The following is a 25,683-nucleotide window of genomic DNA, read 5'->3' on the forward strand; positions in this document are numbered from 1 at the left end:
GGCGGAACCTGTTTGCGCGCTGCGCATTTGGCACGGCTTTTGCTGATTAACTCCCGAACCTTTTTCTTTGGGAGTTTGGCGTGAGCCAGCCGGATCTTTCGTCCCTTTCATGGGCATTCAACCAAGACAAAACCCATGGTGCCACCGGCCAGCAGGCGGGCGGCAATGTCCGCGCCGCCATTGCGCGGGCCGCCGGGGCGACCGGGGTGGACTTTTCCTATCTGGCGGCGCAGGCCCGGCTGGAATCGGGGCTTAACCCGGCCGCCCGCAATGGCGCGTCCAGCGCTTCGGGCCTTTACCAATTCACCAATGGCACATGGCTTCAAACGCTGCAAAAGCATGGCAATATGCTGGGGCTGGGCAACGCGGGGGCGGCCTTGGCCGATCCGGCGCAGCGGATGGCCTTGCTGGGTCTGCGCGGAGATCCCCATGCCTCCGCGATGATGGCGGCCAGTTTGGCCAGCGACAATGCCGATGCTTTGACCGCCGTTCTGGGCCGCGCGCCGGACGCCAGCGAGCTTTACACCGCGCATTTCCTGGGCGCGGATGGCGCGGCCAAATTCCTGTCTGCCCTGTCCACCAATCCCGACCAAAGCGCGGCGGGCCTTTTGCCCCGCGCGGCGGCGGCAAACCGTTCGATCTTTTACGACGATGCCGGAAACCCGCGCAGCGTTGGCGCGGTCATGGCCCTGATCCGGGGCCGGATGGAAAGTGCGCTGGCCGCCGAAGGGATCAGCGCCGATGCCATGGCCGCAGGCGGCATGGGGTGGAGCATGCAGAGTGATTTGATGCCCGACTATAGCTCGGCGCAGACTATACCCGTGGCTCCGGCGCCCACCGGCGGGCCATTGGCGCAGGAATTTGCCGCAACGGCGGCGGCTGCGGCCCCATCAACATCGCGGTCCATGGCCGATACGTTGCAATCGACCTTTGGCCTTGGGTCGGAAAATGGCGCCACCCCTGAATTCGTGCGCAACGCCTATGGGCGGCTGCGCTCGTTCGGCATGTGACGGGGGCGGGGTTGGAAAAACTGCTGACCATCGCCAGCCCGCGCCAACTCGCGCTGCCCTTTGGCATTTTGACCATCATCGTGTTGATGGTCGTGCCGATCCCGGCGTTTATGCTGGATGTGTTCTTTGTCTTTAATATCGCGCTGTCGGTTGCGGTGTTGATGGCGTCGATGAATGCGGAAAAGCCGCTGGATTTCTCGTCCTTTCCCACGGTTCTGCTCTTTGCCACCTTGCTGCGTCTGGCGCTCAACGTGGCATCAACCCGCGTCGTTCTGGTCCATGGCCACGAAGGGCCGGAGGCAGCGGGCCATGTGATCGAGGCTTTTGGTGAATTCCTGATCGGCGGCAATTTCGCGGTCGGCCTGTTCGTGTTCATGATCCTGATGATCATCAACATGGTGGTGATCACCAAAGGCGCGGGCCGCGTGTCGGAAGTGTCGGCGCGTTTCACCCTGGACGCCATGCCGGGTAAACAGATGGCGATTGACGCCGATCTGGCGGGCGGCCTGATTACCGCCGATGATGCCCGCGCCCGTCGCCGCGAAATCACCACCGAGGCCGATTTCTATGGCTCGATGGATGGCGCCAGCAAATTTGTGAAGGGCGACGCGATTGCGGCCTTGCTGATCCTTGGCGTCAATATCATCGCCGGATTCTGCCTTGGCATGATCACCCACGGCCTTTCGGCCAGCGATGCGGCGAGCCGTTATATCAGTCTGTCGATCGGCGACGCTCTGGTGGCGCAGGTGCCCGCGCTGTTGCTGTCCATCGCCGCCGCCGTGATCGTGACGCGCGTCACCGACAGCCGCGATCTTGCCGGGCAAATCGGCGGGCAATTTGCCGATTCTCGCACATGGTTGCCGGTGGCGGGCATTCTGGGTGCGATTGGCGCGATACCGGCCATGCCCCAGATGGTGTTCCTGCCCGCCGCGGGCATCGCCTTTTTCATCTGGAAAAAGCTGCGCGAGCGCGAGGCCAATGGCAAAATCGCGGCCGCCACACCCGCGCCCGCCGTCGTCGCCGACCCCACCCGCATCGCGTTGGAGGACGTATCCGATCACACGCTGGTTACGGTCGAATTGGGCTATGGGCTGGTGCAACTGGTTGACGAGCGGCGCGGATCGCCTCTGGTCAGCCGCATTACGGGTGTGCGCAAGCAATTGTCGCAAAGCTTCGGCTTTATCGTGCCGCAATTCCGGGTGCGCGATTCCCTTGAGATTTCGCCCAATGATTATCGCATCATGCTGGGCGGGGTCTCGCTGGGCGGGGCGACGTTGCGGGTGGAAAAGGTCATGGCCATCGACGCCAATGAGGCCAACCCCCATGCAAGGCTTCAGGGTGAACCGACCAATGACCCGACCTTTGGTTGCCCGGCATGGTGGATCGACCCGTCACAGCGCGATCTGGCGATTGCCGAAGGGTTCCTGACCGTCGATTCCAGCACGATCATTGCCACCCAATTGAACCAGCTCTTGTCCGAACGTGCGCATCTCCTGCTTGGCCCGGACGAGGTCAAGACATTGATCGAGGCGATCAAGACGCGCGCATCGGGGTTGGTCGAAACGATCTATCCGACGCCTTTGGGGCTGGCGGCGATGACGCGCCTGCTGCGCAATCTGCTCGAAGACGGCATTTCCATCGCGCACCCCTTGCCGATCCTGTCGTCCATTTCGCAGGCGGTGCAGGTGACGCAGGACCATGACCGCATCGTCGATCTGGTCCGTGCCGATCTGGGCGGGATGATTGTCGGGCGCATCTGTTCGCCGCGTGAACGTCTGCCGGTGGTGACTTTGGAGGCCTCGCTCGAAGCCATGATCGCGGGCGGTCTGGTCGACCCGATCAGCGGCCAGCCCGTTATCGAACCCGACCTGGCCCGCAACATTGGCGAACAGGCCGCCGCCATCGTCGCCGAGCGCGGGACCGGGGCCACCATTGCCCTGATCGTTCAGCCGCGCTTGCGCCGTCCGCTGGCTGCGCTGTTGCGGTTGCGGGCGCCGGGATGCGTGGTGATGTCCATTTCCGAATTGCCCGAAACACAACCTGTTGAAGTCATTGCCGTGATTGGCGGCACCGTTGCGCCGACGCTGGGCCTGCCGTCACCCGAATTCGATCCATCCAGCCCGACCGCTGAAAGTGTGGCCGCATGAAGCACGATCCTCAATCCTTTGCCAAAGCCCGCCCGATGGGGGATGCGGCGCGCGCCTATGGCGGCGTGGCGCGGGCCTATGTCGGTGATACTGCCGACCGTGTTCGCCGCTTTATGCCGATGGTGCGCCGCCTTGCATGGCATCTCCATTCATCGGGCCGCGATGGGATAGAGGTCGAAGATCTGATGCAGGCGGGCCTTGTCGCCCTGACCGAATGTGCGCAGCGCCATCAGGGGCCGACCGAGGATGGTTTTGCCGCCTATGCCAAAATGCGGGTGCGGGGGGCGATGGTCGATCTGATCCGCCGCCATGTACCCCTGTCGCGAGGGGCGGTTGAGCGTCGGCGGTTAATGCGGGAAAAGACGCAGGAACTGACCGGCAAACTGGGCCGCGAACCTTATGACACCGAGTTGGCCAGCGCGCTTGGCATGACCCTTGGCGATCTGGAGGCCCTGCGCAACGCGTCTGAACCCCTGCGTTTCGAGGCCATCGACGATGCCTATTCCGACAGCAACATGGCCTTTGCCGATGACACGCCCGACAGCCTCTCCCTCCTGGCCGACGAGGAATTGCGCAGCAGCGTCGCGGGCGCCATCGCGCAATTGCCCGAACGGCTGCAATTGGTGATCCAACTCTATTTCGTCGAGGAATTGAATTTGGCGGAAATCGCCGAGGTCCTGTCGGTTTCCATCCCCCGCGTGCATCAGTTAAAAGCGCAGGCCATCGATAAATTGCGCAGCGCTTTGCAGGATGTGGCGGATATTTTGTAGGTTTTGCGGGGTTTTTGGGGTTTGCCTCCGGCGGGAGTTTAGGGTGCCTCCGGCGGGCAAAGGGCGGGGGCCCTTTGCAATCCCGATACTGTCGGCGTTGTGGCTTGGCCGAGGCGTGGTGTTCGGGGGAGATGTCGCGGGTTTTGAAAGCCGCTGCGCGGCGGATATAAGGCTGGATTGGTTTTAGTTGCCGCCCGTTACGAAGCCTTGCTTGATTGGTATCGCACTGATTTTGAGTTGTTCCAGAACACATGTGACCTGATCATAGGTTAAAGTTTCTGGCTTCAGCCATTGTACGTTGTTGTTGATCCATCTCAGATTTTTACTGGGAATCTGACATTTGATCGCGATTGCGTGAAGTTCAGGGTTCCAATCTCTCGCGTTTGCCACGTTGGGTAGTCCCATTATAAAAATGAGGATGATCCCCAGGATTGATTTCGTCATACGTTTGGCTGACATATTTTATTGTTGTTCGCAAGTTGGGCGCTCGTTACCGAATAGGTGAAGACGTTATTCGTGCTGTGTAGGGGCACGCCATTCCCGCGAAGCGGCTTATTATTTATCAAAACTTCGCCCCCAAACCATGTCAACGCCCTTCTGCCACAACGCCGACATTACCGGGATTGCAAAGGGACTGCTCCCTTTGCCCGCCGGAGGCAAATCCTCTCAATTTATAAAATCAATAAAACCAAACCCCGCCCATCCTCCACCAAAGTGCAGCATTGCCGGAAGGGGGTAAGGCTGTTAGATAGACATACATGTCTTCATGCGATCAATGTGTTGTCCGCAACCGGGCGATTTGTTCGGCCCTGGATCAGGATGAAATCGCCTCGCTCAACGGGCTTGGGCGTCGGCGCAGTCTTGTGGCGGGCGAATCCCTGATTTGGGAGGGCGAGGATTCGGTTCTTGTCGCCAATGTGATCGAGGGCGTGCTCAAGCTTTCGACGGGGACCGAGGACGGGCGCGAACAGATCGTGGGCGTGGTTTATCCCAGCGATTTCATCGGGCGTCCGTTCGGCGGCACGACCAACCATGGCGTGACGGCCTTGACCGATGCGCGGGTTTGCGTGTTTTCGCGTGGCGATTTTGACAATTTCGCGCGGGCCCATCCGGGGCTGGAGCATAAGCTGCTGCAACGCACGCTGACCGAGCTGGACCGCACGCGTCGCTGGATGCTGCTGCTGGGCCGTAAGTCGGCCAGTGAGAAGGTGGCGAGCTTCCTGCTCGAATTGTCGGAGCGTCTGGCGCCCGAAACCTGTCAGCCGGGCGATGAAGGCAAGGCCAATCGCTTTGTCCTGCCCTTCAGCCGTCAACAGATTGCCGACGTTCTGGGCCTGACCATCGAAACCGTCAGCCGTCAGTTCACGCGCTTGCGCAATGAGGGGATGATCGATCTGCCCTCGCGTCGTGAAGTGGTGATTACCGATCGTTTTGGCCTGTCCGCCGAAGCGGGCTGATCGGATTTGCCCGTCTTGCCTTTGCGGTATGACGGGTGAAACATGCCTTCCCACATTCCACCCGTCGGGCCGCCTGACTGGACCGCCTGTTGTTGCGCCGGATCAGAGCCAAAAGACCCGGCGCAGGGACCACAACATACGTTCCAGCCATCAGGCCAGCCATCAGGCTGCTTTCCTTAGAAGCGGTAGGACACGCCCGCGCTCAGCACCCAGGGGTCGAGCTTGTTGCGCGTGACCAGCGCCTTGGTCGAACCGGCATAAACGGTGGCGTCGGTGCCGACCCAGTACTTCTTGGCGTCAAACGTCAGGCCGTAACCCTTGCCCAGAGCGATATCGACGCCCGCCTGAAGCGCCACGCCGAATTCGCTGGTCAATTTGGTGCGCGTGACGGCGGGCAGGGCGGCCTTGAGCGCGGCGCTGGGTTCATCGGCAACCACGATGTACAGGGCCGGACCTGCGCCGACATAGGGCTTGATGCCATGGCCCAGCGGCATGTGGAATTTGGCGGTCAGCGTGGCGGGAATGATATGGATCTTGCTGATCAGATCCGTGCCCTTGAGCGCGCCCGCCGAGGCCGACACATGGTGCGCGGTCACGCCGGCAATGGTTTCCACCGAGATGTTGGGCGTAAAGAAATATTCGATCGCCACGGTCGGGGTCACATTGTCGCTGGCCACGGTGTTGCCAACGGCGGTCGGTACGAGGCCGAGCACGTCGGTCTTGACCTGCTTCACCCCGCCATCGGGCAGCACGGCGGTCGCCAGCACCTTGAACTGGATCTTGCCATCCGCATTGCCTTGGGCATGGGCGGCGCCGGCCAGCATGGTGGCGGCGGCAAGAGCGGTCAGGGTGGCCGCAGCCTTGGTGAAATTACGCATAGTCCCTCATCCTTCGCCGCCGAGCCCGCCCTGTGCGAGCCGTTCTTGTGCGGCGTTGAAGGGGCATTTGCGTCATTTGTGCATGGGCGGCATTGATCACGGACAACGGTAAAATTGATCCTGCGCAATTCGCCCCGGAAATACGGGCATTTGCGCCCGTATGGCGCCCCATATTAATAAGCCGGAATTTGTGCTGCGGCGCCGTTGATGATGGGGCCTGTCGCGATCGCAGGGTGATGGCGGTTGCGAATCGCGGCTTCTCATCCTTTTGCCCGAAAAACGCGCGCAAAATGCCGAAGGGCGGATAATGCCTGTGCTGCACACGCACAATTGGACCAATTAACTAGTTGGCCGACTTCAAAAATTTCCCGTTTTAGGATAATATGAAAATGATCGCCCACGGATCCCGCTCTTTTGACGGGAATCAATGTGAACACGCCCGGCCCCGCCCATAGGCGAGGCTTCCATAAACCTGAGAGGGAAGGCTCATGGTTACCCTAGTCTCGCGAGCAGGCATCTGGCTGGTGCTTCTGCTTCTATCTATCATGGCCAGCGTTGCGGCACATGACACCGGCTTTGCCATTCAGGCGGCCACGGTGGCTGTTGCATGTCTTGTCGGCCTGATCTTTGCCATTCGTTCGCCCGACTATAATCGGGTGAGCCGTGGTCTGGCCGCCCCCACCGGGGACGCATCGAAATATGACGACGATGTGATCCGCTGGGGCGTGATCGCCACGGTTTTCTGGGGCGTTGCCGGTTTTCTGGTCGGCGTCGTCATCGCTTTTCAGCTGGCCTATCCGCAGATCAACCTTGAGCCCTGGTTCAATTTTGGCCGCATGCGCCCGCTGCATACTTCTGCGGTCATCTTCGCTTTTGGAGGCAACGCGCTGATCGCCACGTCGTTCTACGTCGTGCAGCGCACTTGCCGGGCGAGGCTGGCCTTCCCCGGCCTCGCCCGTTTCGTGTTCTGGGGTTATCAGCTTTTCATCGTGCTGGCCGCCACCGGATACCTGCTGGGCGTCACGCAGGCCAAGGAATATGCCGAGCCGGAATGGTATGTCGACCTGTGGCTGACGGTGGTGTGGGTGGCCTATCTGGTCGTCTTTGGCGGCACGATCATCAAGCGGTCGGAACCACACATCTATGTGGCCAACTGGTTCTATCTCTCCTTCATCATCACCGTGGCGATGCTGCATCTGGTCAACAATCTGGCCGTTCCCGTCAGCTTCCTGGGCAGCCAGTCGATCAGCTGGTTCGCGGGGGTTCAGGGCGCGCTGGTCCAATGGTGGTATGGCCATAATGCGGTGGGCTTCTTCCTGACCGCGGGCTTCCTTGGCATGATGTATTACTTCGTGCCGAAACAGGCCCAGCGTCCGGTCTATTCCTATCGCCTCTCGATCATCCACTTCTGGGCGCTGATCTTCCTTTATATCTGGGCCGGTCCCCACCACCTGCACTATACCGCGCTGCCCGACTGGGCGCAGACGCTGGGCATGGTGTTCTCTGTGATGCTGTGGATGCCGTCCTGGGGCGGGATGATCAACGGCCTGATGACGCTGAACGGCGCATGGGACAAGCTGCGTACCGATCCGGTCCTGCGCATGTTCGTGATGAGCCTTGCCTTTTACGGCATGTCCACGTTCGAAGGCCCGATGATGTCGGTGAAAAGCGTCAACTCGCTGTCGCACTACACCAACTGGACCATCGGCCACGTTCATTCGGGCGCGCTGGGCTGGAACGGCATGGTGACCTTTGGCGCCATCTATTACCTGACGCCGCGCCTGTGGAACCGCACGCAGATGTATTCGCTGCGCATGGTCAACTGGCACTTCTGGACCGCCACGATCGGCATCGTTTTCTATGCCGCATCCATGTGGGTGGCCGGGATCACGCAAGGTCTGATGTGGCGTGAATATGGCGCCGACGGCTATCTGCTCAACAGCTTTGCCGACGTGCTGCCCGCCATTCATCCGATGTATGTGCTGCGCGGCCTTGGCGGTGTGCTTTATCTGTCGGGTGCGGTCTTTATGGTCATCAACGTGTGGAAGACCATCGCGGGCAGCCCGCTGCGTGCCGAAGCGCCGCTGTATAACATCGACCAGAACAAGGCGAACGACGTGCCACTCGTCGCTCAGCCTGCCGAATAAGGGGGACCGATCATGGCTACCCAAGACAAGCAACCGTTCCATTGGCACGGCGCCATTGAAAAGAACATCACGTTGCTCGGTGTCCTCTCGCTGCTGGTCGTTCTGGTGGGCGGTATCGTGGAAATCGCGCCGCTGTTCTGGATCGACAACACGATCGAGAAGGTGAAGGGGGTTCGCCCCTATACCCCGCTCGAACAGGCCGGACGCGACATCTATATCCGCGAAGGCTGCTATCTGTGCCACAGCCAGATGATCCGTCCGTTCCGTGACGAGACCGAACGCTATGGCCACTACAGCCTTGCCGCCGAATCCATGTATGACCACCCGTTCCAGTGGGGGTCCGAACGCACCGGTCCCGATCTGGCCCGCGTGGGCGGCAAATATTCGGACGCATGGCATGTCCAGCATCTGATGGCGCCGCGCAGCGTTGTGCCTGAATCGATCATGCCCAACTATGCGTTCCTGGCGCAGAACGAGCTGAAAAAGCCCGATATCGCCGCCGAGGTTAAGTCGCTGGCCATCACGGGCGTGCCCTATACCAAGGACGACATCGAAAAGGCCAAGGACGACCTGATCAATCAGGCCAATCCCGATGCCGACAATGCGGATCTGCTCAAGCGCTATCCCAAGGCGCAGGCCCGCGATTTCGACGGCAACCCGAAGAAGCTGACCGAAATGGACGCGTTGATCGCCTATCTTCAGGTGCTGGGCACCTTTGTGGATACCGAAAGCGCGGCGGCTCAGGAAGCACTGGCCAAGGAGAAGGGGCGGTGAACCAGACCGAAACCTATCAAGCCCTGCGCCAGTTCGCTGACAGCTGGGGCCTGCTGGCCATGACCATCAGCTTTGTGGTGCTTTGCGCATGGCCCTTTCGCCCCGGCGGGCGCAAGAACAGCGACGAGGCCGCCACCATGATTTTCGAGGAGGACGACAATGTCCGCGCCTGAAAACAATGAAACCGGTCCGCGCATTGATGAACCGACCGGCACGGCAACCATGGGCCATGAATGGGACGGCATCGAGGAGCTGAATACTCCGCTGCCCACATGGTGGCTCTATACGTTCTATGCGTGCATCGTTTTTGCCATCGGCTATTGCGTGGTCTATCCCGCCATCCCCGGCATCAACGAAGGCAGCCACGGCACCTTCGGCTGGACCAGCCGCGGTGAACTGGCCTCGGAAATGGACGCGGCCAAGGCGGCGCGTGCGCCGGTTCTGGCGGCATTGGACGCAACGCCCATTGAAGACCTGCCCAAGAACCCGGAACTGCTGGCCAAGGCGGTTGCGGGCGGCAAGGCGGCCTTTAAGGTGAACTGCGTTCCCTGCCATGGTTCGGGGGCGGCCGGTTCGATCGGCTATCCCAACCTGAACGACGACGACTGGCTGTGGGGCGGCACGCTGACCGACATCCAGACGACGCTGGAACATGGCATTCGCCAGCCCGGCGATGACGCCACCCGCAATTCCATGATGCCCAGCTTTGGCCGCGACGGTATCCTGAAACCCGCCGATGTGCAGGACGTGACCAGCTATGTCCGCATGATCTCGGGTCAGGAGCCCAACAATGCCTCGGCCCAGCGCGGCTCGGCCCTGTTTGCGGCCAATTGCGTGGCCTGTCACAACCCGGACGGCAAGGGCAACCGCATGTTCGGCGCGCCCAACCTGACCGACAAGGTCTGGCTCTATGGCGGCAGCCGCACCGCGATTGCCGAAACCGTGACCAATGCCCACGCCGGCGTGATGCCTGCATGGGGCAACCGTCTCAGCCCGGCCACGATCAAGATGCTGGCCGCCTATGTTCACAGCCTTGGCGGCGGTGAAGCCTTTGCAGCGCCAGCAGCCCCCGAAGCTGCTGCAAGTACAGGACAATAAGAATGACCCACATGGACCCCAAAGGGCTGACCAAACAGCCTCCCAAGCGGCTCCATGCGGAAACTGTGGCCGTCTACCCTCGTGCGGTAGACGGCCGTTTCCGGCGTTTGAAATGGGCGGTGATGACATTCTGTCTGGCCGTTTATTACATCACCCCGTGGCTGCGATGGCACCGTGGGCCTTATTCGCCGGATCAGGCGGTGCTGATCGACCTTGCGCACCGTCGCTTTTACATGTTCGCCATCGAAATCTGGCCGCAGGAGTTCTACTTCGTCGCAGGCCTGCTCATCATGGCCGGGATCGGCCTGTTTCTGGTCACATCCGCGGTGGGGCGCGCATGGTGCGGTTATGCCTGTCCGCAAACGGTGTGGACCGACCTTTTTCAGCATGTTGACCGCCTGATCGACGGCGACCGCAATGCGCAGATGAAGCTGGCCAAGGCGCCATGGGGCCCGGCCAAGATCACGCGGCGGTTGGTCAAATGGAGCATCTACCTGCTCATTTCGATTTCGACGGGCGGCGCATGGATTTTCTATTTCGCCGATGCGCCCACGCTGGCGCGCGAATTTGTCACGCTTCAGGCGCCCTCTATCGCCTATTCGACCGTCTTTGTGCTGACGGTGACGACCATGTGGTTCGGCGGTTTCATGCGCGAACAGGTGTGCATCTATATGTGCCCCTGGCCGCGTATCCAGTCGGCGATGCTGGATGAAAAATCGCTGCTGGTGACCTATAAGGACTGGCGCGGCGAACCGCGTGGCAAGAAGGCCGCCGATGGCAAGCCTTTGGGCGACTGCGTCGATTGCGGGCTTTGCGCGGCGGTATGCCCGACCGGCATCGACATTCGCGAAGGGCCGCAGATCGGCTGCATCACCTGCGCTTTGTGCATCGATGCCTGCGACGGGGTGATGGAAAAGACCGGCCGCCCTCGCGGTCTGATCGACTATGTCACGCTGGAGGACGCGGCGCGCGAAATCAACGGCCAACCCGCCACCCCGCATTGGAAGCTGATCTGGCATGCGCGCACGCTGATTTACCTCGGCATCTGGTCGGCCATTGGCGCGGCGCTGCTCTTTGCCCTTGGTACGCGTCAGCACCTTTCCATCGCGGTCAGCAAGGACCGCAATCCGCCCTATATGATCCTGTCTAGCGGCGACATCCGCAACGCCTATGCGGTGCGCTGGAAGAATATGGAGGCCCGCCCGCGCAAGATGCAGTTGGTGCTGGACGGACCGGCGGGCGCAAAAATGTGGAGCGAGGACATGTCCAAGGAAATGGCCGCGCGCGATTTGACCAGGATCATTCCCGCCGACAGCACGGCTCCGCTAAGGATCTATGTGACGGCGCCTGCCGGAACGCCAGAGGGCAAGCTCAGCTTTACTCTGCGCGCGCTCGATCAGGATGGCGGTCAGGTCAGCTATGACACCCGCTTTGACGCCCCCGGCGCCGAATAGACCAAGGAGTCCCCCGCCCATGTCTGCTCCTGCTACGCCTGCTCCTGCTACGCCTGCTCCTGTTGCCCGCCGCGCCTTTCGTTTTACCGGATGGCATATGACCGTGATCCTGGTCGCTTTTTTCGGCATCGTGATCGCCGTCAACGTCTTCATGGCCACCTTGGCCAGCCGCAGTTTCAGCGGCGTGGTCGTGGAAAACTCCTATGTCGCCAGCCAGCATTACAACAAATGGCTGGATGAAGCGGCCAGGGAAAAGGCGGTAGGCTGGCAGACCAGCGTGATCCGTCAGACCGACGGGCGCGTGGCGGTGAGCCTGATCGGTGACGCTCGCCCCGAACATGCGGTGTTGAGCGGCGAGGCATGGCATCCGCTGGGACAGGTGGCGGATCGCACCGTTTCGTTCCGCAACATGGGCGATGGGCGCTGGATCTCGATCGATCCGCTGCCCGAAGGGCGCTGGCGCTTGCGTTTGAAACTCGATGGCGATGATGCCAGCGGCCATCACGCCGTCCGCCTGCAACAGATGCTCTGACAAGGACGCCGATCATGGCCAGCGCCGCCCCCCAGACCCAGACCGAAGCCCGTGAAACCACGACGCTTGTCGTGCCCGGCATGCATTGCGCCAGTTGCATGGGCAAGGTCGAGCGGGCGCTGGGCGCTTTGCCGGGGGTGCAATCGGCGCGGGTCAATCTGACGGCGCGACAGGTCAATGTGGCGCATGACGCGGGGCTGGGCGTGCCCGAACTGGTGGGCGCTCTTTCCGCCATCGGTTTTCCCAGCCAGCCTCGGGTTGAGGAACTGGCGCCGCCGCCGTCCGCGGTAAAGCCCTTGCTGGCCCCGCTGGCGGTGGCCGGTTTTGCCTGCATGAATGTCATGCTGCTCTCGGTCAGCATCTGGTCCGGGGCCGAAGGTTCGACGCGGGATCTGTTCCATTTGTTATCTGCCGGAATTGGCATTCCCGCGATCCTTTATGCGGGGCGGGTGTTTTTTGCCTCGGCATGGGGTGCGCTTAAACATGGGCGCACCAATATGGATGTGCCGATTTCGATTGGCGTGATCCTCGCCACGGCGCTCAGCCTGTATGAAACGCTGACCCATGGGCAGGAGGCGTGGTTTGACGGCACGTTGATGCTGTTGCTCTTCCTGCTGGCGGGCCGCGTGCTGGACGCGATGATGCGCGACCGGGCGCGGGCGGGGGTGGATGCCTTGCTGCGTCAGGCGGCGCCCGGCGCGATGGTGGTGGCCAAGGGCGCGGTGGATTGGGTTGCCGCACGCGATCTGTTGCCGGGTATGGTGATGCGCGTGGCCTCGGGCGAAAGGCTTGCCGCCGATGGCGAGATCGTTTCGGGCAACAGCCGTTTCGACCGCAGCCTGCTGACCGGGGAAAGCGCGCCTGTGCCTGCTGTGGCGGGTGAGGCGGTCCATGCCGGCATGCTGAATATGGACGCGCCGGTCGATGTGCGCGTGACGGCGGCGGGATCGGACACGACGCTGGCCGAAATCGCGCGCACGATGGAGGCCGCCGGCCAGCATCGCAGCGCCTATGTCCGCATCGCCGACCGCGCCAGCCGCCTTTATGCGCCCGCCGTGCATACGCTGGCGGCGCTGACCTTTGTCGGGTGGATGGTGGCCGGGGCGGGGGCCTATGAAAGCCTGAAGATCGCCATTGCGGTGCTGATCATCACCTGCCCCTGCGCGCTGGGTCTGGCCGTGCCGGTGGCGCAGGTGGTGGCCGCAGGCGCGCTGATGCGGCGGGGCATCATGGTCAAGGATGGCAGCGCGATGGAGCGTATGGCCCGCATCGACCGTGCCCTATTGGACAAGACCGGCACGTTGACGCTGGGCCGCCCGACGCCCGATCCGCAGGCCTTGGCCGCGCTGCCCGCCGACAAGGCGCAGGTTGCCATGGCGCTGGCCAGCCATTCGCGCCATCCGCTCAGCCGTGCCTTGGTCGAGGCGCTGGGCAAGATGGGTGTGTTGGCGGCCGAATTGACCCAGGTGGAGGAAGTGCCGGGCCATGGCGTGCGCGCCATGTGGCAAGGTCGCGCTGTTGCCCTGCGCCGCCCCGACACCTCAACTGGCGGCATGGCCAGTGTGCTGGACATCGAAGGGCGTCCGCTGCGTCTGATCATGTTTGCCGATCGTTTGCGTCCGGAAACCGATGCGGCGTTGGGTTGGATGCGGGCGATGGGCGTTGAACCCTCGATCCTGTCGGGCGATGCTATGGAGGCGGTGGCCGAGGTTGCCCGCGCCACCCATATGACCGCACAGGGCCATGCCAGCCCCGCCGACAAGCTGAAGGCGATCCAGCGTTTGCAGGGCGCAGGGCATCATGTGCTGATGGCGGGCGATGGGCTGAACGATGGCCCCGCTCTGGCGGCCGCACATGCCTCGATTGCACCGGGCACGGCCAGCGATGTCGGGCGTCAGGCGGCGGATTTTGTGTTTTTGTCGGATTCGCTGCTGGCCATTCCGCGCGCCATGGCGGTGTCGCGCGCGACGATGCGCGTGGTGAAGCAGAATTTTGTGTTGGCCATTGGTTACAATGTGCTGGCGGTGCCATTGGCGATGGCGGGTATTGTCACGCCGCTGATCGCGGCGGTGGCCATGTCGACCAGCTCGCTGATCGTGATCGGCAATTCTTTGCGTCTTGCCATGCCTGTACGGGAGCCGAAGGCATGACGGGCTTGGCTTTCCTGATCCCGGTGGCGCTGCTGTTGGGGCTGACGGGGTTGGCGGCTTTCTTCTGGTCGCTGCGAAATGGACAGTTCGAGGATCTGGACGGGGCGGCGGCGCGCATCCTTATCGATGATGAGGAATTGCCCGCGGAAAAATTGGTGGATCGGGGATGAAACAGATCACCCTCTTTGCCCTGTTGGCCATGATGCCGGCGGTGTTCAACATCTCGCCCGCCAGCGCGCGCGGGCCGATGGGCAATGCGCCGGGCAATGTGCTGCTGGCGCCGATTTGCACCGGCGATGGCATCTCGCGCAAGGTTTCGGTGCCGCTGGGTCCACAGGATATTCCGGGCAAGGAAGTGCCCGGCTGCTGCGTCAAGGGATGCCATGGCGGAGAGCGCAAGCGCAGCGGGAAAAAGTGCTGCTAAACTTTTTCCACGCTTGATCACGCGCAAAGAATCAGGCCCACGGCGCAGGCATTACGATCCGCATGTGGCCTTATCATCCCGAACTGCTGGAACGGCCTGTGCCGCGTTACACCAGCTATCCGACCGCCGCGGAATTCACGCCCGATATCGGGGCGGATGCGCTGGACGAAGCCCTGCGCGCGACGGTGGGGGATGTGTCGCTTTACATCCACATACCCTATTGCGAGCAGATCTGCTGGTATTGCGGATGCAACACCGGGGCTTCGGGCAAGAGGCAGAGGCTGGCTTCCTATCTGGACGCGCTGACGCGGGAAATCGCGCTGGTCGGGCCGCGTCTGGACGGACGGATAAAGGTCAAACGCATCGCCTTTGGCGGGGGCAGCCCCAATGCCATCAGCCCGACCGATTTCGTGCGGCTGGTCGATGCGATCACGGTGCATTTCAGCCTGGACAATCCGGTGTGGTCGATTGAACTCGACCCGCGCACGTTGACGCAGGATTGGGGTGATGTGCTGCGCTTTGTCGGCATCACGCGGGCCAGCCTTGGGGTGCAGACCTTCTCGCCCAGCTTGCAGGCCGCGATTGGCCGCATCCAGCCGGGCGAGATGATCGAACGCGCCACCACGATGTTGCGCGATGCGGGGATCAACTCGCTCAATTACGACCTGATGTATGGCCTGCCGGGTCAGGATTGGGATATGGTCGAACAAAGCCTTGAGCGGGCATGTGACCTTGGCGCGGACCGGATCGCGCTGTTCGGCTATGCCCATGTGCCGCATATGCTGCCGCGCCAGCGGCGGATCGACGCGCATAACCTGCCCGGACAGGATGCGCGTTTCATGATGGCCGCGCGCGGGCACGACTATCTGGTCAACGCCGGGTATCAGCCGGTGGGCTTTGACCACTTCGCTCTGCCCGGAGATGCCATTGCGCAGGCAACGGTGGCCGGGCGCCTTCACCGCAATTTTCAGGGCTTTACCGAGGATACTGCGCCGGTGCTGGTGGGCCTTGGCGCGTCGGCCATATCGTGTTTCCCCGACCGCATTATTCAAAACGAGAAGAATGCAGGCCGCTATCGCATGCTCCTTTCGCAAGATCGCTTGACGGGTGTGGGGGGGATTTACCGCAGCGCCGACGACCAAAAGCGCGGCGCGATTATCGAGGCGCTGTTGTGCCAAGGCGTGGCCGACATTGGCGGCGAATTGGCCATGATGTTGCGCGGGGGGCTTGCCCCCTTCATCGAGCGCGGGTTGGCACAACTCGATTCCGGGCGGTTGGAAATTCTGCCCGGTGGTTTGCCCTATGCGCGCACGATTGCCGCGCTGTTCGATCCCTATCGCGTGGATTCGGCCAAGAAGTTTTCTTCGGCGGTTTGAGGATGTTTTTTGGGGCAATAAGATGCCTCCGGCGGGCAAAGGGCGGGGGCCCTTTGCAATCCCGATAATGTCCGCGTGGGGCTATCGGGGCGGTTTTTGCGCTTTCGAAATATAAAAGCCTGCGGCGCGGAAAGGCTGTGCTTGGCCGCGCCGCAGGCTTTAAAACCATCGCGCAACAAACAACCTCGCCATTTATCCGCTACCCCATAATGGGATTGCAAAGGGACGAGTCCCTTTGCCCGCCGGAGGCACCCCAGCCTAAACAGAAAACAAAAAAATGGGCGGTGTCCGCAATGGATACCGCCCAGAGGTGGGGAGAAAGTTCAAGTCCGCAGGATTTGCAATAAACCCCGCCGGTCTTGAACTCTGATTAGCGCAATGCGCCGCGCCCCACCTTGATCATGGTCAAAATGCTATGGTCAAACTGCCCAGTCTTATGATTTTCCGCCATTTGCCAGACTGGCCAGCGTTTCCGGGCCAAGGACCTGGGGCAACTGGCTGGGTTGTTTGGCGCCCTTGGCGTACCAGGCGTAGAGCGGGACACCCGCCGCGCCATGCGCGGTCAGGTATCGCGTGATGGCCGGATCGCGGCGGGTCCAGTCGCCCTTGAACACTTTGACGCCCGCCTTGGCAAAGGCGTCGCGGGTTTCGGGGCGTTCGATGGCGACGCGTTCATTGACCTTGCACGTCAGGCACCAGTCGGCGGTGAAATAGACAAAGACGGGCTGGCCGCTGCCCAGCGCCGCGCCAAGGGCGGCTTCGCTGAAGGCCTGCGCGCCCAGCATGTCGGCGCCTTCATCGCCGGGGTGCTGGATGGTGCGCGGCATGATGATGGCGGCGGCAATCGCGCCCACCGCGATCATGCCCAGCGCCTTGCCGCCACGACCCAGTCCCTTACGCTGGCCATCGCCCAGCATGTAGAGCACCGCCAGCAGGACAATTGCCAGCACAAGGCAGAAGCCCGCAAAGCCATTGCCGCCAAGCCGCGAGGCCAACCACAACAGGCCCAGCGCCGTCAGGCCCATCGGCACCGCCATCGCGCGGCGGAACCAGTTCATCCACGCGCCCGGACGCGGCAAGGCCCGGCGCAGCGCAGGCACAAAGGCAATCGCCAGAAACGGCAGCGCAATGCCAAGACCCAGCGACACAAACAGCAGCATCGCCGCCGGAATGGGCAGCAGCAGCGCCGCGCCCATCGCGCTGGCCATGAACGGCCCGGTGCAGGGGGTGGCCACAAACGCCGCCAAAAGCCCCGTTGCAAAGGCCGAACGCGCAGAATTGCCTTTTGACATGCCCGCGCCGCCGGTGGCGAAACCGGGCACGGTGAATTCAAACAGACCCAGCAGATTGGCCGTGATCGCGACGGCCAGCATCAGCAAGGCTGCCACCACGCCCGGTTCCTGAAGCTGGAACGCCCAGCCCACCTGTTGCCCCGCCGCGCGCAGGAACAGCAACAGCGCGCCAAGGATGGTGCAGGCCACAATCACGCCCGCCGAATAGAAGATGCCTTCGGCGCGCGCCTCGGCCTCGGATTCGCCCGCGCGGGCCAGCGACAGCGCCTTGAGCGAGAGGATCGGGAACACGCAGGGCATGATGTTGAGCAGCAACCCGCCCGCCAGCGCCGCCAGAATAAGCCATGGCAGGGCGGGCAATTCGGGCGCTTTTTCATCACTCGTGGCGATGGGGTCGCCATCGGCGGGGACGGCGCCTTCGCTGGCCACCACTTCAACCCCGTCGCCCGCGCCGTTCAGGCGCAATACGCCCGACAATTCCTTCAACGCGCCTTGTCCTGCGCGCTTGATCGTGACGATCAACATGTCGCCCTTGCGCGAAAAGCTCTGCGGTGCCGCATAGGCCACGGCATTTTCGGTCGCGGCAAAGAAATGCGGGTTTTCCACCTTGCCGCTGGCCGGAAAGGGGATGGCGATGCGCAGATTGTCGCCCGCCAAGGCCCAATGCGCCGCCGCGCCCAGCGGAGCGGGCAATTTCGCGCGCCATGCATCAAAGCGCGGATCGGATGCGCCCTCGCCGCCGGGCTGTGTCACCTTGATGACGGCGCTCATTTCGCCCGATTCGGGCACGCACATCGTATCGGTACAGGCCAGCCAGTCGGCCTTGAGCTTCAATGGAATCTCGCTGCCCGCCTTGGCATCGGCCGGAATCTTATAGGGCACCAGCAGCGCAAAGTCGGATTGATAGACATGGTTCATCAGCCCGGAAATCAACAATGTTTCGGGCACCGGATAGCGCGGCGTGCCCGCCTTTCCGGGGCCGGTCCATGTCAAAACCGTGCCAAGTCCCGCATCGCCGGGGTTCTGCCAATAGCCGTGATAGGTCTTTTCGGGCGTGAAATGGATTGCCAGCGTGACCGTCCCGCCCGGCGCAACCCCATGTTCGGCGATCAATTGCGCCGAAATATGGTTCACCCCCGGCGCATCGGACGCCCGCGCATGACCGGCGACGCCCAAAATCATCAGGAATATCAGCAGGCCTTGCCATAAAGGCGCAACATGGCGGTGCAAGGCTGGGGCAATCATCAATCGTCTTCTCCGTCGGGGGCAGGACAGGCTGGCTTGTGGCAAAGGCATGTCTCGCACTTGCGAAACTTTTTCCTACGCGCCATCACTCATCCCTGCCGCCGATCCAAACATTTTGCAAGGAAAGCCCCGTGGCCCGATCCATTGCCATTTCTTATAAGACCTGTCTTGCCGCGCTGGCGCTCTCGCTGGGTGCTGCGCCCGCCATGGCCAAGGAGGCGCCCGCTGCCGCTGCCGCCGATGCGGCTTTGCCCGCGCCCAAGTTGATCGTGGCCATTTCGATTGACCAGTTCAGCGCCGACCTGTTTGCCGAATATCGCGAACATTATACCGGCGGCCTTGCCCGTTTGCTGAAAGGTGCGGTGTTCCCCGCCGGGTTCCAGAGCCATGCGGCGACTGAAACCTGCCCCGGCCACTCGACGTTGATGACGGGTGTGCATCCGGCGCGCACCGGCATCATTGCGAACACATGGGTCGATCTGTCGGCGGGCCGCGCGGAAAAGAAGATTTACTGTGTCGAGGATGAGAGCAAGCCGGAAAGCTCGACTTCCAAGCCTTTCGTTTCCTCGGTGCATTTGAAAGTGCCCACGCTGGGCGAATGGGCCAAGAAACAGTGGCCCAACAGCCGCAATGTCGCCGTGTCCACCAAGGATCGCGCCGTGGTGATGATGGGCGGGCATCAGATCGACGCGGCTTTTTGGTATGATCGCGGCGCTTATACCAGTTTTGTCGGCGCGCCTTTGCCGCCCGAAGTGTTAAAGCTCAACGACGGCCTCAAGGCTTTGCAGGCCAAGGGCGCGCCCGCGATGGCGGTGCCGACATGGTGCAATGCGCGCGACCGTGCGGTACAGGCCGGGACGGTGACGGTGGGCACCGGCCGTTTCGTGCTGGACCCCAAGAGCAAGGTAAAGCCCGCCGACCAATTGCGCGTTTCGCCACGTGCGGATGCGGCCACGCTGGATCTGGCGGCATCGCTGCTGGCCTCGATGAAACTGGGCAAGGGCACGGCGCCCGATATCCTCTCGGTCAGCCTGTCGGCCAATGACTATGTCGGCCACGCCTATGGCACTGAGGGTCTGGAAATGTGCATCCAGCAGCATGAGCTGGACCAGAAGCTGGGCGCTTTCTTTGCCAAGCTGGACGCGTCGGGCGTGGATTATGCGGTGGTGCTGTCGGCCGACCATGGCGGCATCGACCTGCCCGAACGTCTGCGTGAACAGGGTGTGCCCGAGGCCGGTCGTGGTGATATTGCCCTGAACGGTGAAACGCTGGGTCGCGCCATCGCCGCCGAACTGGGGATCACAAAGCCGCTGCCCTCGTGCAATCCCGGCCCCGATGTGCCGGGCAATGTGGTGTGCAGCGACGGCGTTGGCGGCGATTATTGGATCAGCCCGCAATTGACCCCGGAAGAGCGCGCCAAGGTCAGCGAAAAGCTGGTGGCCAAATTGAAGGCCCACCCGCAGGTTGAGGCGGTCTATACCGCCGATGAAATCGCCGCGACTCCCTATCCCCATGGTCATCCGCAGGACTGGAGCCTGATCCAGCGTATGCGCGCCTCGTTTGACCCCGCCCGTTCGGGTCAGGTCTATGCCTCGTTGCATCGCGCGATCATTGCCATGCCCAAGGCCGGCCCCGGCTATGTCACCACCCATGGCAGCATCTGGGACTATGACCGCCGTGTGCCGATGATGTTCTGGCGCAAGGGGATTAAGGGCATGGAACAGCCCCAGCCGGTCGAAACGGTGGATATTGCCCCCACGCTGGCCGCGCTGATTGGGCTCAAAGTGCCCGAAGGAACGTTTGACGGGCGTTGCCTTGATGTTGACGGTGGCCCTGCGGACACTTGCCGCTAAGGCATAACAGGCGTAGCGGGATGGCATGAACAACCATCCCGACTCCGCATCCGTTTTGCCGTCCAAAGATCTGGTTATTCTGGGGGGCGGTCTTGTCGGCATGACGCTGGCATTGGCCGCCGCCAAGCAGGGGATCACGTCCCATGTGGTCGAACGTGAAGACCCCGCCGACCTGACCGCCGAAGGCGTCGATGGTCGCGCCTCGGCGATCAGCGCGGCCAGCTGGAACCTGTTCACCAATATCGGCCTTGCCGATGCGCTGGCGCCGCTGGGTTGCCCGATTGACGCGATTGCCGTCACCGATCAGCATAAGCCCGGCCGCATCGATTTCCGCCCCAAAGCGACCGAGGGCACGCTGGGCCGGATGTATTCCAATCGCGACATCCGCCTTGCCCTGTTCGAGGCGGCGCGCAGCGAACCCAATATTTCGTGGCACACACGCGCCGATGTGGTTTCGCGTGAGCGTGGCCCCCATGGCGTGTCGGCCACTTTGTCGGACGGGCGGGTTTTGCCGGGCAACCTGCTGATCGGTGCCGAAGGGCGCCGCAGCCCGACGCGTGAAGAGGACGGGATCGGCCTTGTTGCGTGGGATTACCACCACACCGCCATCGTCACCGCGCTGGCCCATGATAAGCCGCATGATAATGTTGCGTGGGAAATCTTCTATTCGGCAGGGCCTTTTGCGCTGTTGCCTTTGCTCGATCTGAAGGAGCCGACCGCATCGGGCCGCGTCCATCGCAGCGCTTTGGTCTGGACCGTGCCGACCAAGGATGCGGCCGGGGTCAAGGCCCTGTCCGACGCGACCTTTGTGGCTGAAATCGAAAAGCGGATGCAGGGCATGTTCGGCGGGATCGAACTGATCTCGCGCCGTCTGGCCTATCCGCTGACGTTCCAGAATGCGACGCGCATTGTCGGCGACCGTCTGGCGCTGGTGGGTGATGCGGCGCATGGCATGCACCCGATTGCCGGACAAGGGCTGAACCTTGGCCTGCGCGATGTGGGGGCGCTGGTCGAGGTGCTGGCCGAAAGCATGCGCCTTGGGCTGGAGCCGGGTGATGCGCAGGTGTTGAAGCGCTATGAAAACTGGCGCGCGCTGGACAATTTCACGACGATGAGCGTGATGGACGGCATCGTCCGCCTGTTCGGCGTGCCGGGCAGAACGGCCAGCGCGGTCCGCCGCCTTGGCATGGGCGCGGTCCAGCGCATGCCCAGCATCAAGACCTTTTTCATGAACGAGGCGCGCGGCCTTTCGGGCCAGTTGCCCAGTTTGCTGCGTTAAAGCTTTGCTGCGTTAAGGGGCCTTGGCCGCAGGCGGTGTGGTCTGCTGTGTCGCTGGCGGCGCAGGTTCTCCCGCTTGCGATGCCTCGGCCTTCGGCGGAACCTGTGCCGGGCCCGCCAGCGGGCTGGCCTGTTCGATCAACCGCCCCTGACCATCGCGCAGCCCCTTGGGTTCGAGCAGGGCCGATGTGTCCAGCGCATCGAGCGCATGCATCGCGGCGGCATAACGCTGTGCATCATTGATCCAGCCTTGCGCCGCCTTGGCGCCGGGCAACAGACGCACGTCGGCAATTGCATCCTCGATCCGCCCTTCGCGCAGGCAAAGGCGCGCATGGTCCAGCCGCAATTTGGGATCGGGCGCGGCGGGGCGTGTTTCACTGTGCAAAATGAACAGGCCCGACAGGTCGCGGCGCACCTTGGACCAAGTACTTTGCGTTTCATCCGGCCCGGTCAATTGCGGAGCCAGAACGTCAAGCTGCGCCGAGAGGCGATCCTGCGTGATGGGCGCGCGGCCAAAGGCGATCACCGAATTGACCACCTGCGGCAAAGCCTCACCAAAGCGGGTGCGCAATTGCCCCTCCAGATAGCCCAGCGGGGTTCCGCGTTCGATGGCCCGGCGCGTGGCGATGGACACCAGCAGCGCTTCGGCCCGGCCCGTCTGACCACCGGCCAGCGCGGCCTGCGTTTCAATCGCGCCCAATTTCCTGTCGAGTTCGGCGATCCGCGCATTGATCTGCGCTTCGCCCATGGGGCTGAGCGTGGGGCCATTGGCGGACATCATCGGCATCGCGCCATGGCGCAGCCAGCCCAATTGCCAGCTGGCAAAACCGGCAACGCCCGCGCCCAGCGCAAAGACCGTCGCAAAAGCGAAGATCGGTCCGACGCAGCCCGACCGGCGCGGCGCGCGGGGCTGATTGGGAAATTCTTCGTTCATTATTCGGCCAGACCCCCATCCAAACCGCAACCCAGACGATTGCTAGTTTTGCACGTTTGCGCGGCCAAAGCCAGCATGGCCGCGTCGCCGGGTGTCTTTGCGGTGTGAATACTATGCCAACCATCCGCATTGTGACAGATTTCGGTGACGCGCGGACCGATGGTGATGGCGGTGATCCGGGCGCGGGAAAGACCCAATCTCGCGCACTCTTGTATGAAATGTCGGGCCGCCGCGCCCGAATGCAGCAGCACGATAAACCGGGGCAAAGCCGCAACACAAAGCAGGCGCGCCAATTCCACCGGCATGGGGCCGGGCACGCTGGCATAGGTCACGCGGTCTTCAACCGTCACACCGGGCGGCGGCGAGAGGTCCACCCGTTCCTCACCCGACAGGCGCAACAGGCGGCTATGTTCCGGCGCAATCCTGCCCATCACATCCTGAAGCCCGCCTGTCCCCATCGCGGCCAACGTAAACCCATGTTCAACGGCCAGCGCCGCGGTGGTTTCCCCGACGCAATAGGCAGGCTTGCCTGCATACAGCGCCAGATCCGGGCCACCATGGCGCATGACATTGGCGCTGCCCAGCAGCAGCGCGTCAAACGTATCGGGCGCGGGGGCGTCCCACGTCCTTGGCTGGGTTTCAAACAGGGGGAACGCATAAGCATCCAGCCCCAAGGCCAGCGCCGCTTTCAACGTGGCGCCGGCCCCCGGTTCGGGGCGCAGGATGACAATGGGGGGATTCATAGGGAGGAGGGCGCTCCGGAAAAATGCATGGCGACGCTATCAGGCGCCTGTGACAAGAGTTGTGCCGCCAAACCGGCGATGGGTTCATGGTCGAGCGGGGCAAAAACGGTTTGCCCATCGACGCGATCCGCGCCATCGGGGCTGAAGAGCGTTGCTATCAATTGCCAGCTGCCGTTTTCCTGAACGGTGCGCACGGCAATGGCCGAATGGCAATTGCCGCCCAGCGAATAGAGCAAGGCGCGTTCGGCCAGAACGGCGATCCGGCTGTCCTCATCATTGATCGCGCCCAGCAAGGCGCGGGTGGCGGCATCATCACTGCGGCATTCGATGGCAATCGCCCCTTGTCCCGGCGCGGGCAGCCAATCTTCCGCCTCCAGCGGGGTGCCGGCTCCGGCCTGATCCAGCCGGTTCAAACCCGCCATGGCCAGCAGCGTGGCATCAGCCTCTCCGGCGGCCAGTTTGCCAAGGCGCGTGGCGACATTGCCGCGAAATGGCACGATGTTCAGATCGGGGCGCAGGTTGAGCGCCTGCGCCGCACGGCGCGGCGCGCTGGTGCCCAGTCTTGCCCCTTGGGGCAGGGCCATGATGCTGTCTGCCCCGACAAGGCAATCGCGCACATCTTCTCGCGGCAGGATGGCGGCAATGGTCAGCCATTCGGGACGGATCGTTTCGACATCCTTCAGGCTGTGGACCGCAAAGTCGATCACCCCTTCGTGCAACCAGAAATCCAGCTCCTTGGTCCACAAGGCTTTTCCGCCAATATCGGCCAGCGGGCGGTCGAGGATCTTGTCGCCGCTGGCCGTGACGGGGACGATTTCGACCATGTCTTCGCCCCAGCCATGGGCGGCGCAAAGCCGGACGCGGGCCTCATGCGCCTGCGCCATGGCAAGGGGGGAGGCACGGGTGCCAAGGCGCAAAGTGCGAATATCGGTTTCGTGTGATTCAGGCATGGTGGGTTGTGCTAAACTGCAATCTCGTTAAGGGGAAGCGCAGAACGCGCGAAACTGTCAGGCGCGAACGGCGTAGTTGCATGAGGACGGGTGGCCAAGCCCTTGAAAATTATTTTGGGTATCGAATCATCCTGCGATGAAACCGCGGTGGCGCTTGTCACCGACGGCCGGGAGATTCTGGCCCAGCGTATCGCCAGTCAGGATGAAGAGCATCGCCCCTATGGCGGCGTGGTGCCCGAAATCGCGGCGCGCGCCCATGCCGAAAGGCTGGCCCCGATGGTCGAGGCGACGCTGGCCGATGCCGGTTTGGGCCTGAGCGATGTTGATGCGATTGCGGCGACAGCGGGGCCGGGGCTGATCGGCGGGGTGATGGTCGGTCTGGTCACGGCCAAGGCGTTGGCCATGGCTTCGGGCAAACCTTTGCTGGCGATCAACCACCTTGAAGGGCACGCGCTTTCGCCGCGTCTGGCCGATGCCGAATTGGCCTATCCCTATCTGCTTTTGCTGGTCAGCGGGGGGCATTGCCAATTGCTGCGGGTCAATGGCGTGGGCGATTACACCCGCCTTGCCACTACGATCGACGATGCCTTGGGCGAGGCTTTTGACAAGACCGCCAAGGTTCTGGGGCTTGGCTATCCGGGCGGTCCGGCGGTGGAAAGGCTGGCGCTGGAGGGTAATCCTCGCGCGGTGCCTTTGCCGCGCCCGTTGGTGGGCGGGCCAGAGCCGCATTTCTCGTTTGCGGGTCTGAAAAGCGCGGTTTTGCGCGCCTATGAAACCGGGCAATATTCCAAAGTCGATCTGGCCGCCAGTTTTCAGCAGGCCGCGCTCGATTGCGTGGTGGACCGCACGCGCCGCGCGATGGCGGCGGCGGGCGATGTGACGGCGCTGGTCGTGGCGGGCGGCGTGGCGGCGAATAAATCCGTGCGCGCGGCGCTCGAAGGTTTGGCGGCGGGGGCGGGGCTGCGTTTTGTCGCGCCGCCGATGAAGCTTTGTACTGACAATGCTGCGATGATCGCTTGGGCGGGCGTGGAACGTTTCGCCCGCGGCGAGCAAGACGCGCTTGATTTCGCCGCAAGGCCGCGCTGGCCGCTGGACCCTGATGCAGCGCCCGCGCGCGGGGCCGGGGTGAAGGCGTGAGCGAGGGGAAGACCAAAGGCGTCGGTGTCATCGG

22 protein-coding genes are annotated in these 25,683 nt (G+C 62.7%); 17 read left to right on the top strand and 5 right to left on the bottom strand.

Features of this window, described 5'->3' with window-relative positions; translation table 11 throughout:
- Nucleotides 1-80: 80 nt before the first annotated feature.
- The 4 genes from AC2S2E_RS07520 (at nucleotide 81) to AC2S2E_RS07535 (ending at nucleotide 5,384) form a co-directional block, all read left to right on the top strand.
- Entirely contained in the window at nucleotides 81-1,010 is a 930-nt protein-coding gene (locus AC2S2E_RS07520; protein WP_486524322.1) for a transglycosylase SLT domain-containing protein, read from the top strand.
- Nucleotides 1,011-1,096: 86 nt separating this feature from the next.
- On the top strand, nucleotides 1,097-3,157 hold the full coding sequence (locus AC2S2E_RS07525) for a flagellar biosynthesis protein FlhA (protein ID WP_476101783.1): 2,061 nt from the start codon (nucleotides 1,097-1,099) through the stop codon (nucleotides 3,155-3,157).
- Nucleotides 3,154-3,927, top strand: coding sequence for a sigma-70 family RNA polymerase sigma factor (locus AC2S2E_RS07530; RefSeq protein WP_476101565.1), 774 nt, complete (start codon nucleotides 3,154-3,156; stop codon nucleotides 3,925-3,927). Before AC2S2E_RS07525 ends, AC2S2E_RS07530 begins: the two co-directional genes overlap by 4 nt.
- Nucleotides 3,928-4,685: 758 nt before the next feature.
- Nucleotides 4,686-5,384: a Crp/Fnr family transcriptional regulator gene (locus AC2S2E_RS07535; protein WP_476101567.1), complete on the top strand. Its 699-nt coding sequence runs from the start codon at nucleotides 4,686-4,688 to the stop codon at nucleotides 5,382-5,384.
- 176 nt (nucleotides 5,385-5,560) lie between these two features.
- Here AC2S2E_RS07535 and AC2S2E_RS07540 read toward each other — a convergent pair whose 3' ends face one another.
- Nucleotides 5,561-6,262: an OmpW/AlkL family protein gene (locus AC2S2E_RS07540; RefSeq protein WP_476101570.1), complete on the bottom strand. Its 702-nt coding sequence runs from the start codon at nucleotides 6,260-6,262 to the stop codon at nucleotides 5,561-5,563.
- A 488-nt stretch (nucleotides 6,263-6,750) separates the two neighbouring features.
- On the opposite strand from AC2S2E_RS07540, the gene ccoN reads away from it, so the two are divergent.
- The 10 genes from ccoN to hemN all read left to right on the top strand — a co-directional run bounded on the left by ccoN (nucleotide 6,751) and on the right by hemN (nucleotide 16,217).
- Nucleotides 6,751-8,409, top strand: a complete 1,659-nt coding sequence (gene ccoN, locus AC2S2E_RS07545) for a cytochrome-c oxidase, cbb3-type subunit I (protein ID WP_476101572.1) — start codon at nucleotides 6,751-6,753, stop codon at nucleotides 8,407-8,409.
- A 12-nt stretch (nucleotides 8,410-8,421) separates the two neighbouring features.
- Nucleotides 8,422-9,183 carry a cytochrome-c oxidase, cbb3-type subunit II gene (gene ccoO, locus AC2S2E_RS07550; protein WP_476101574.1) on the top strand — a complete coding sequence of 254 codons (762 nt, stop codon included), beginning with the start codon at nucleotides 8,422-8,424 and terminating at the stop codon, nucleotides 9,181-9,183.
- Nucleotides 9,180-9,356 (top strand): cbb3-type cytochrome c oxidase subunit 3, encoded by a 177-nt coding sequence (locus tag AC2S2E_RS07555; RefSeq protein WP_476101576.1) that lies wholly within the window; start codon nucleotides 9,180-9,182, stop codon nucleotides 9,354-9,356. Before ccoO ends, AC2S2E_RS07555 begins: the two co-directional genes overlap by 4 nt.
- Complete coding sequence (ccoP, locus tag AC2S2E_RS07560; RefSeq protein WP_486524324.1) at nucleotides 9,343-10,281, top strand: cytochrome-c oxidase, cbb3-type subunit III; 939 nt, start codon at nucleotides 9,343-9,345, stop codon at nucleotides 10,279-10,281. Before AC2S2E_RS07555 ends, ccoP begins: the two co-directional genes overlap by 14 nt.
- Before the next feature lie 2 nt (nucleotides 10,282-10,283).
- Complete coding sequence (gene ccoG / locus AC2S2E_RS07565) at nucleotides 10,284-11,735, top strand: cytochrome c oxidase accessory protein CcoG (protein WP_486524325.1); 1,452 nt, start codon at nucleotides 10,284-10,286, stop codon at nucleotides 11,733-11,735.
- Nucleotides 11,736-11,754: 19 nt separating this feature from the next.
- Nucleotides 11,755-12,267, top strand: a complete 513-nt coding sequence (locus tag AC2S2E_RS07570; RefSeq protein ID WP_486524326.1) for a FixH family protein — start codon at nucleotides 11,755-11,757, stop codon at nucleotides 12,265-12,267.
- Nucleotides 12,268-12,281: 14 nt separating this feature from the next.
- Complete coding sequence (locus AC2S2E_RS07575) at nucleotides 12,282-14,417, top strand: heavy metal translocating P-type ATPase (protein WP_486524327.1); 2,136 nt, start codon at nucleotides 12,282-12,284, stop codon at nucleotides 14,415-14,417.
- Nucleotides 14,414-14,587, top strand: a complete 174-nt coding sequence (gene ccoS / locus AC2S2E_RS07580) for a cbb3-type cytochrome oxidase assembly protein CcoS (RefSeq protein WP_476101588.1) — start codon at nucleotides 14,414-14,416, stop codon at nucleotides 14,585-14,587. Before AC2S2E_RS07575 ends, ccoS begins: the two co-directional genes overlap by 4 nt.
- Nucleotides 14,584-14,841, top strand: a complete 258-nt coding sequence (locus tag AC2S2E_RS07585) for a hypothetical protein (protein ID WP_476101590.1) — start codon at nucleotides 14,584-14,586, stop codon at nucleotides 14,839-14,841. Before ccoS ends, AC2S2E_RS07585 begins: the two co-directional genes overlap by 4 nt.
- 62 nt (nucleotides 14,842-14,903) lie before the next feature.
- Nucleotides 14,904-16,217 carry an oxygen-independent coproporphyrinogen III oxidase gene (gene hemN, locus AC2S2E_RS07590; protein WP_486524328.1) on the top strand — a complete coding sequence of 438 codons (1,314 nt, stop codon included), beginning with the start codon at nucleotides 14,904-14,906 and terminating at the stop codon, nucleotides 16,215-16,217.
- Nucleotides 16,218-16,651: 434 nt separating this feature from the next.
- Here the strand turns inward: hemN and AC2S2E_RS07595 are convergent, their stop codons facing one another.
- Nucleotides 16,652-18,691: a protein-disulfide reductase DsbD family protein gene (locus AC2S2E_RS07595; RefSeq protein WP_486524329.1), complete on the bottom strand. Its 2,040-nt coding sequence runs from the start codon at nucleotides 18,689-18,691 to the stop codon at nucleotides 16,652-16,654.
- A 194-nt stretch (nucleotides 18,692-18,885) separates the two neighbouring features.
- Here AC2S2E_RS07595 and AC2S2E_RS07600 point away from each other — a divergent pair, with 194 nt between their 5' ends.
- Both AC2S2E_RS07600 and AC2S2E_RS07605 read left to right on the top strand, forming a co-directional pair.
- Nucleotides 18,886-20,607, top strand: a complete 1,722-nt coding sequence (locus AC2S2E_RS07600; protein WP_486524331.1) for an alkaline phosphatase family protein — start codon at nucleotides 18,886-18,888, stop codon at nucleotides 20,605-20,607.
- Between the two features lie 25 nt (nucleotides 20,608-20,632).
- On the top strand, nucleotides 20,633-21,886 hold the full coding sequence (locus AC2S2E_RS07605) for a UbiH/UbiF/VisC/COQ6 family ubiquinone biosynthesis hydroxylase (RefSeq protein ID WP_486524333.1): 1,254 nt from the start codon (nucleotides 20,633-20,635) through the stop codon (nucleotides 21,884-21,886).
- 12 nt (nucleotides 21,887-21,898) lie between these two features.
- Here AC2S2E_RS07605 and AC2S2E_RS07610 read toward each other — a convergent pair whose 3' ends face one another.
- Genes AC2S2E_RS07610 through hemC form a run of 3 tightly spaced genes read right to left on the bottom strand, consistent with a single transcriptional unit; the run spans nucleotide 21,899 to nucleotide 24,512 of the window.
- Complete coding sequence (locus AC2S2E_RS07610; RefSeq protein WP_486524334.1) at nucleotides 21,899-22,819, bottom strand: hypothetical protein; 921 nt, start codon at nucleotides 22,817-22,819, stop codon at nucleotides 21,899-21,901.
- Nucleotides 22,819-23,562 (bottom strand): uroporphyrinogen-III synthase, encoded by a 744-nt coding sequence (locus tag AC2S2E_RS07615; protein ID WP_486524336.1) that lies wholly within the window; start codon nucleotides 23,560-23,562, stop codon nucleotides 22,819-22,821. The genes AC2S2E_RS07610 and AC2S2E_RS07615 overlap by 1 nt, the downstream gene beginning before the upstream one ends.
- Nucleotides 23,559-24,512, bottom strand: a complete 954-nt coding sequence (gene hemC / locus AC2S2E_RS07620) for a hydroxymethylbilane synthase (RefSeq protein ID WP_486524337.1) — start codon at nucleotides 24,510-24,512, stop codon at nucleotides 23,559-23,561. Before hemC ends, AC2S2E_RS07615 begins: the two co-directional genes overlap by 4 nt.
- 102 nt (nucleotides 24,513-24,614) lie before the next feature.
- Between hemC and tsaD the strand changes: the two genes are divergently transcribed.
- Entirely contained in the window at nucleotides 24,615-25,649 is a 1,035-nt protein-coding gene (gene tsaD, locus AC2S2E_RS07625; RefSeq protein WP_486524338.1) for a tRNA (adenosine(37)-N6)-threonylcarbamoyltransferase complex transferase subunit TsaD, read from the top strand.
- Nucleotides 25,650-25,683: the final 34 nt, after the last annotated feature.

It is taken from the genome of Novosphingobium sp. 550D (assembly GCF_057401885.1).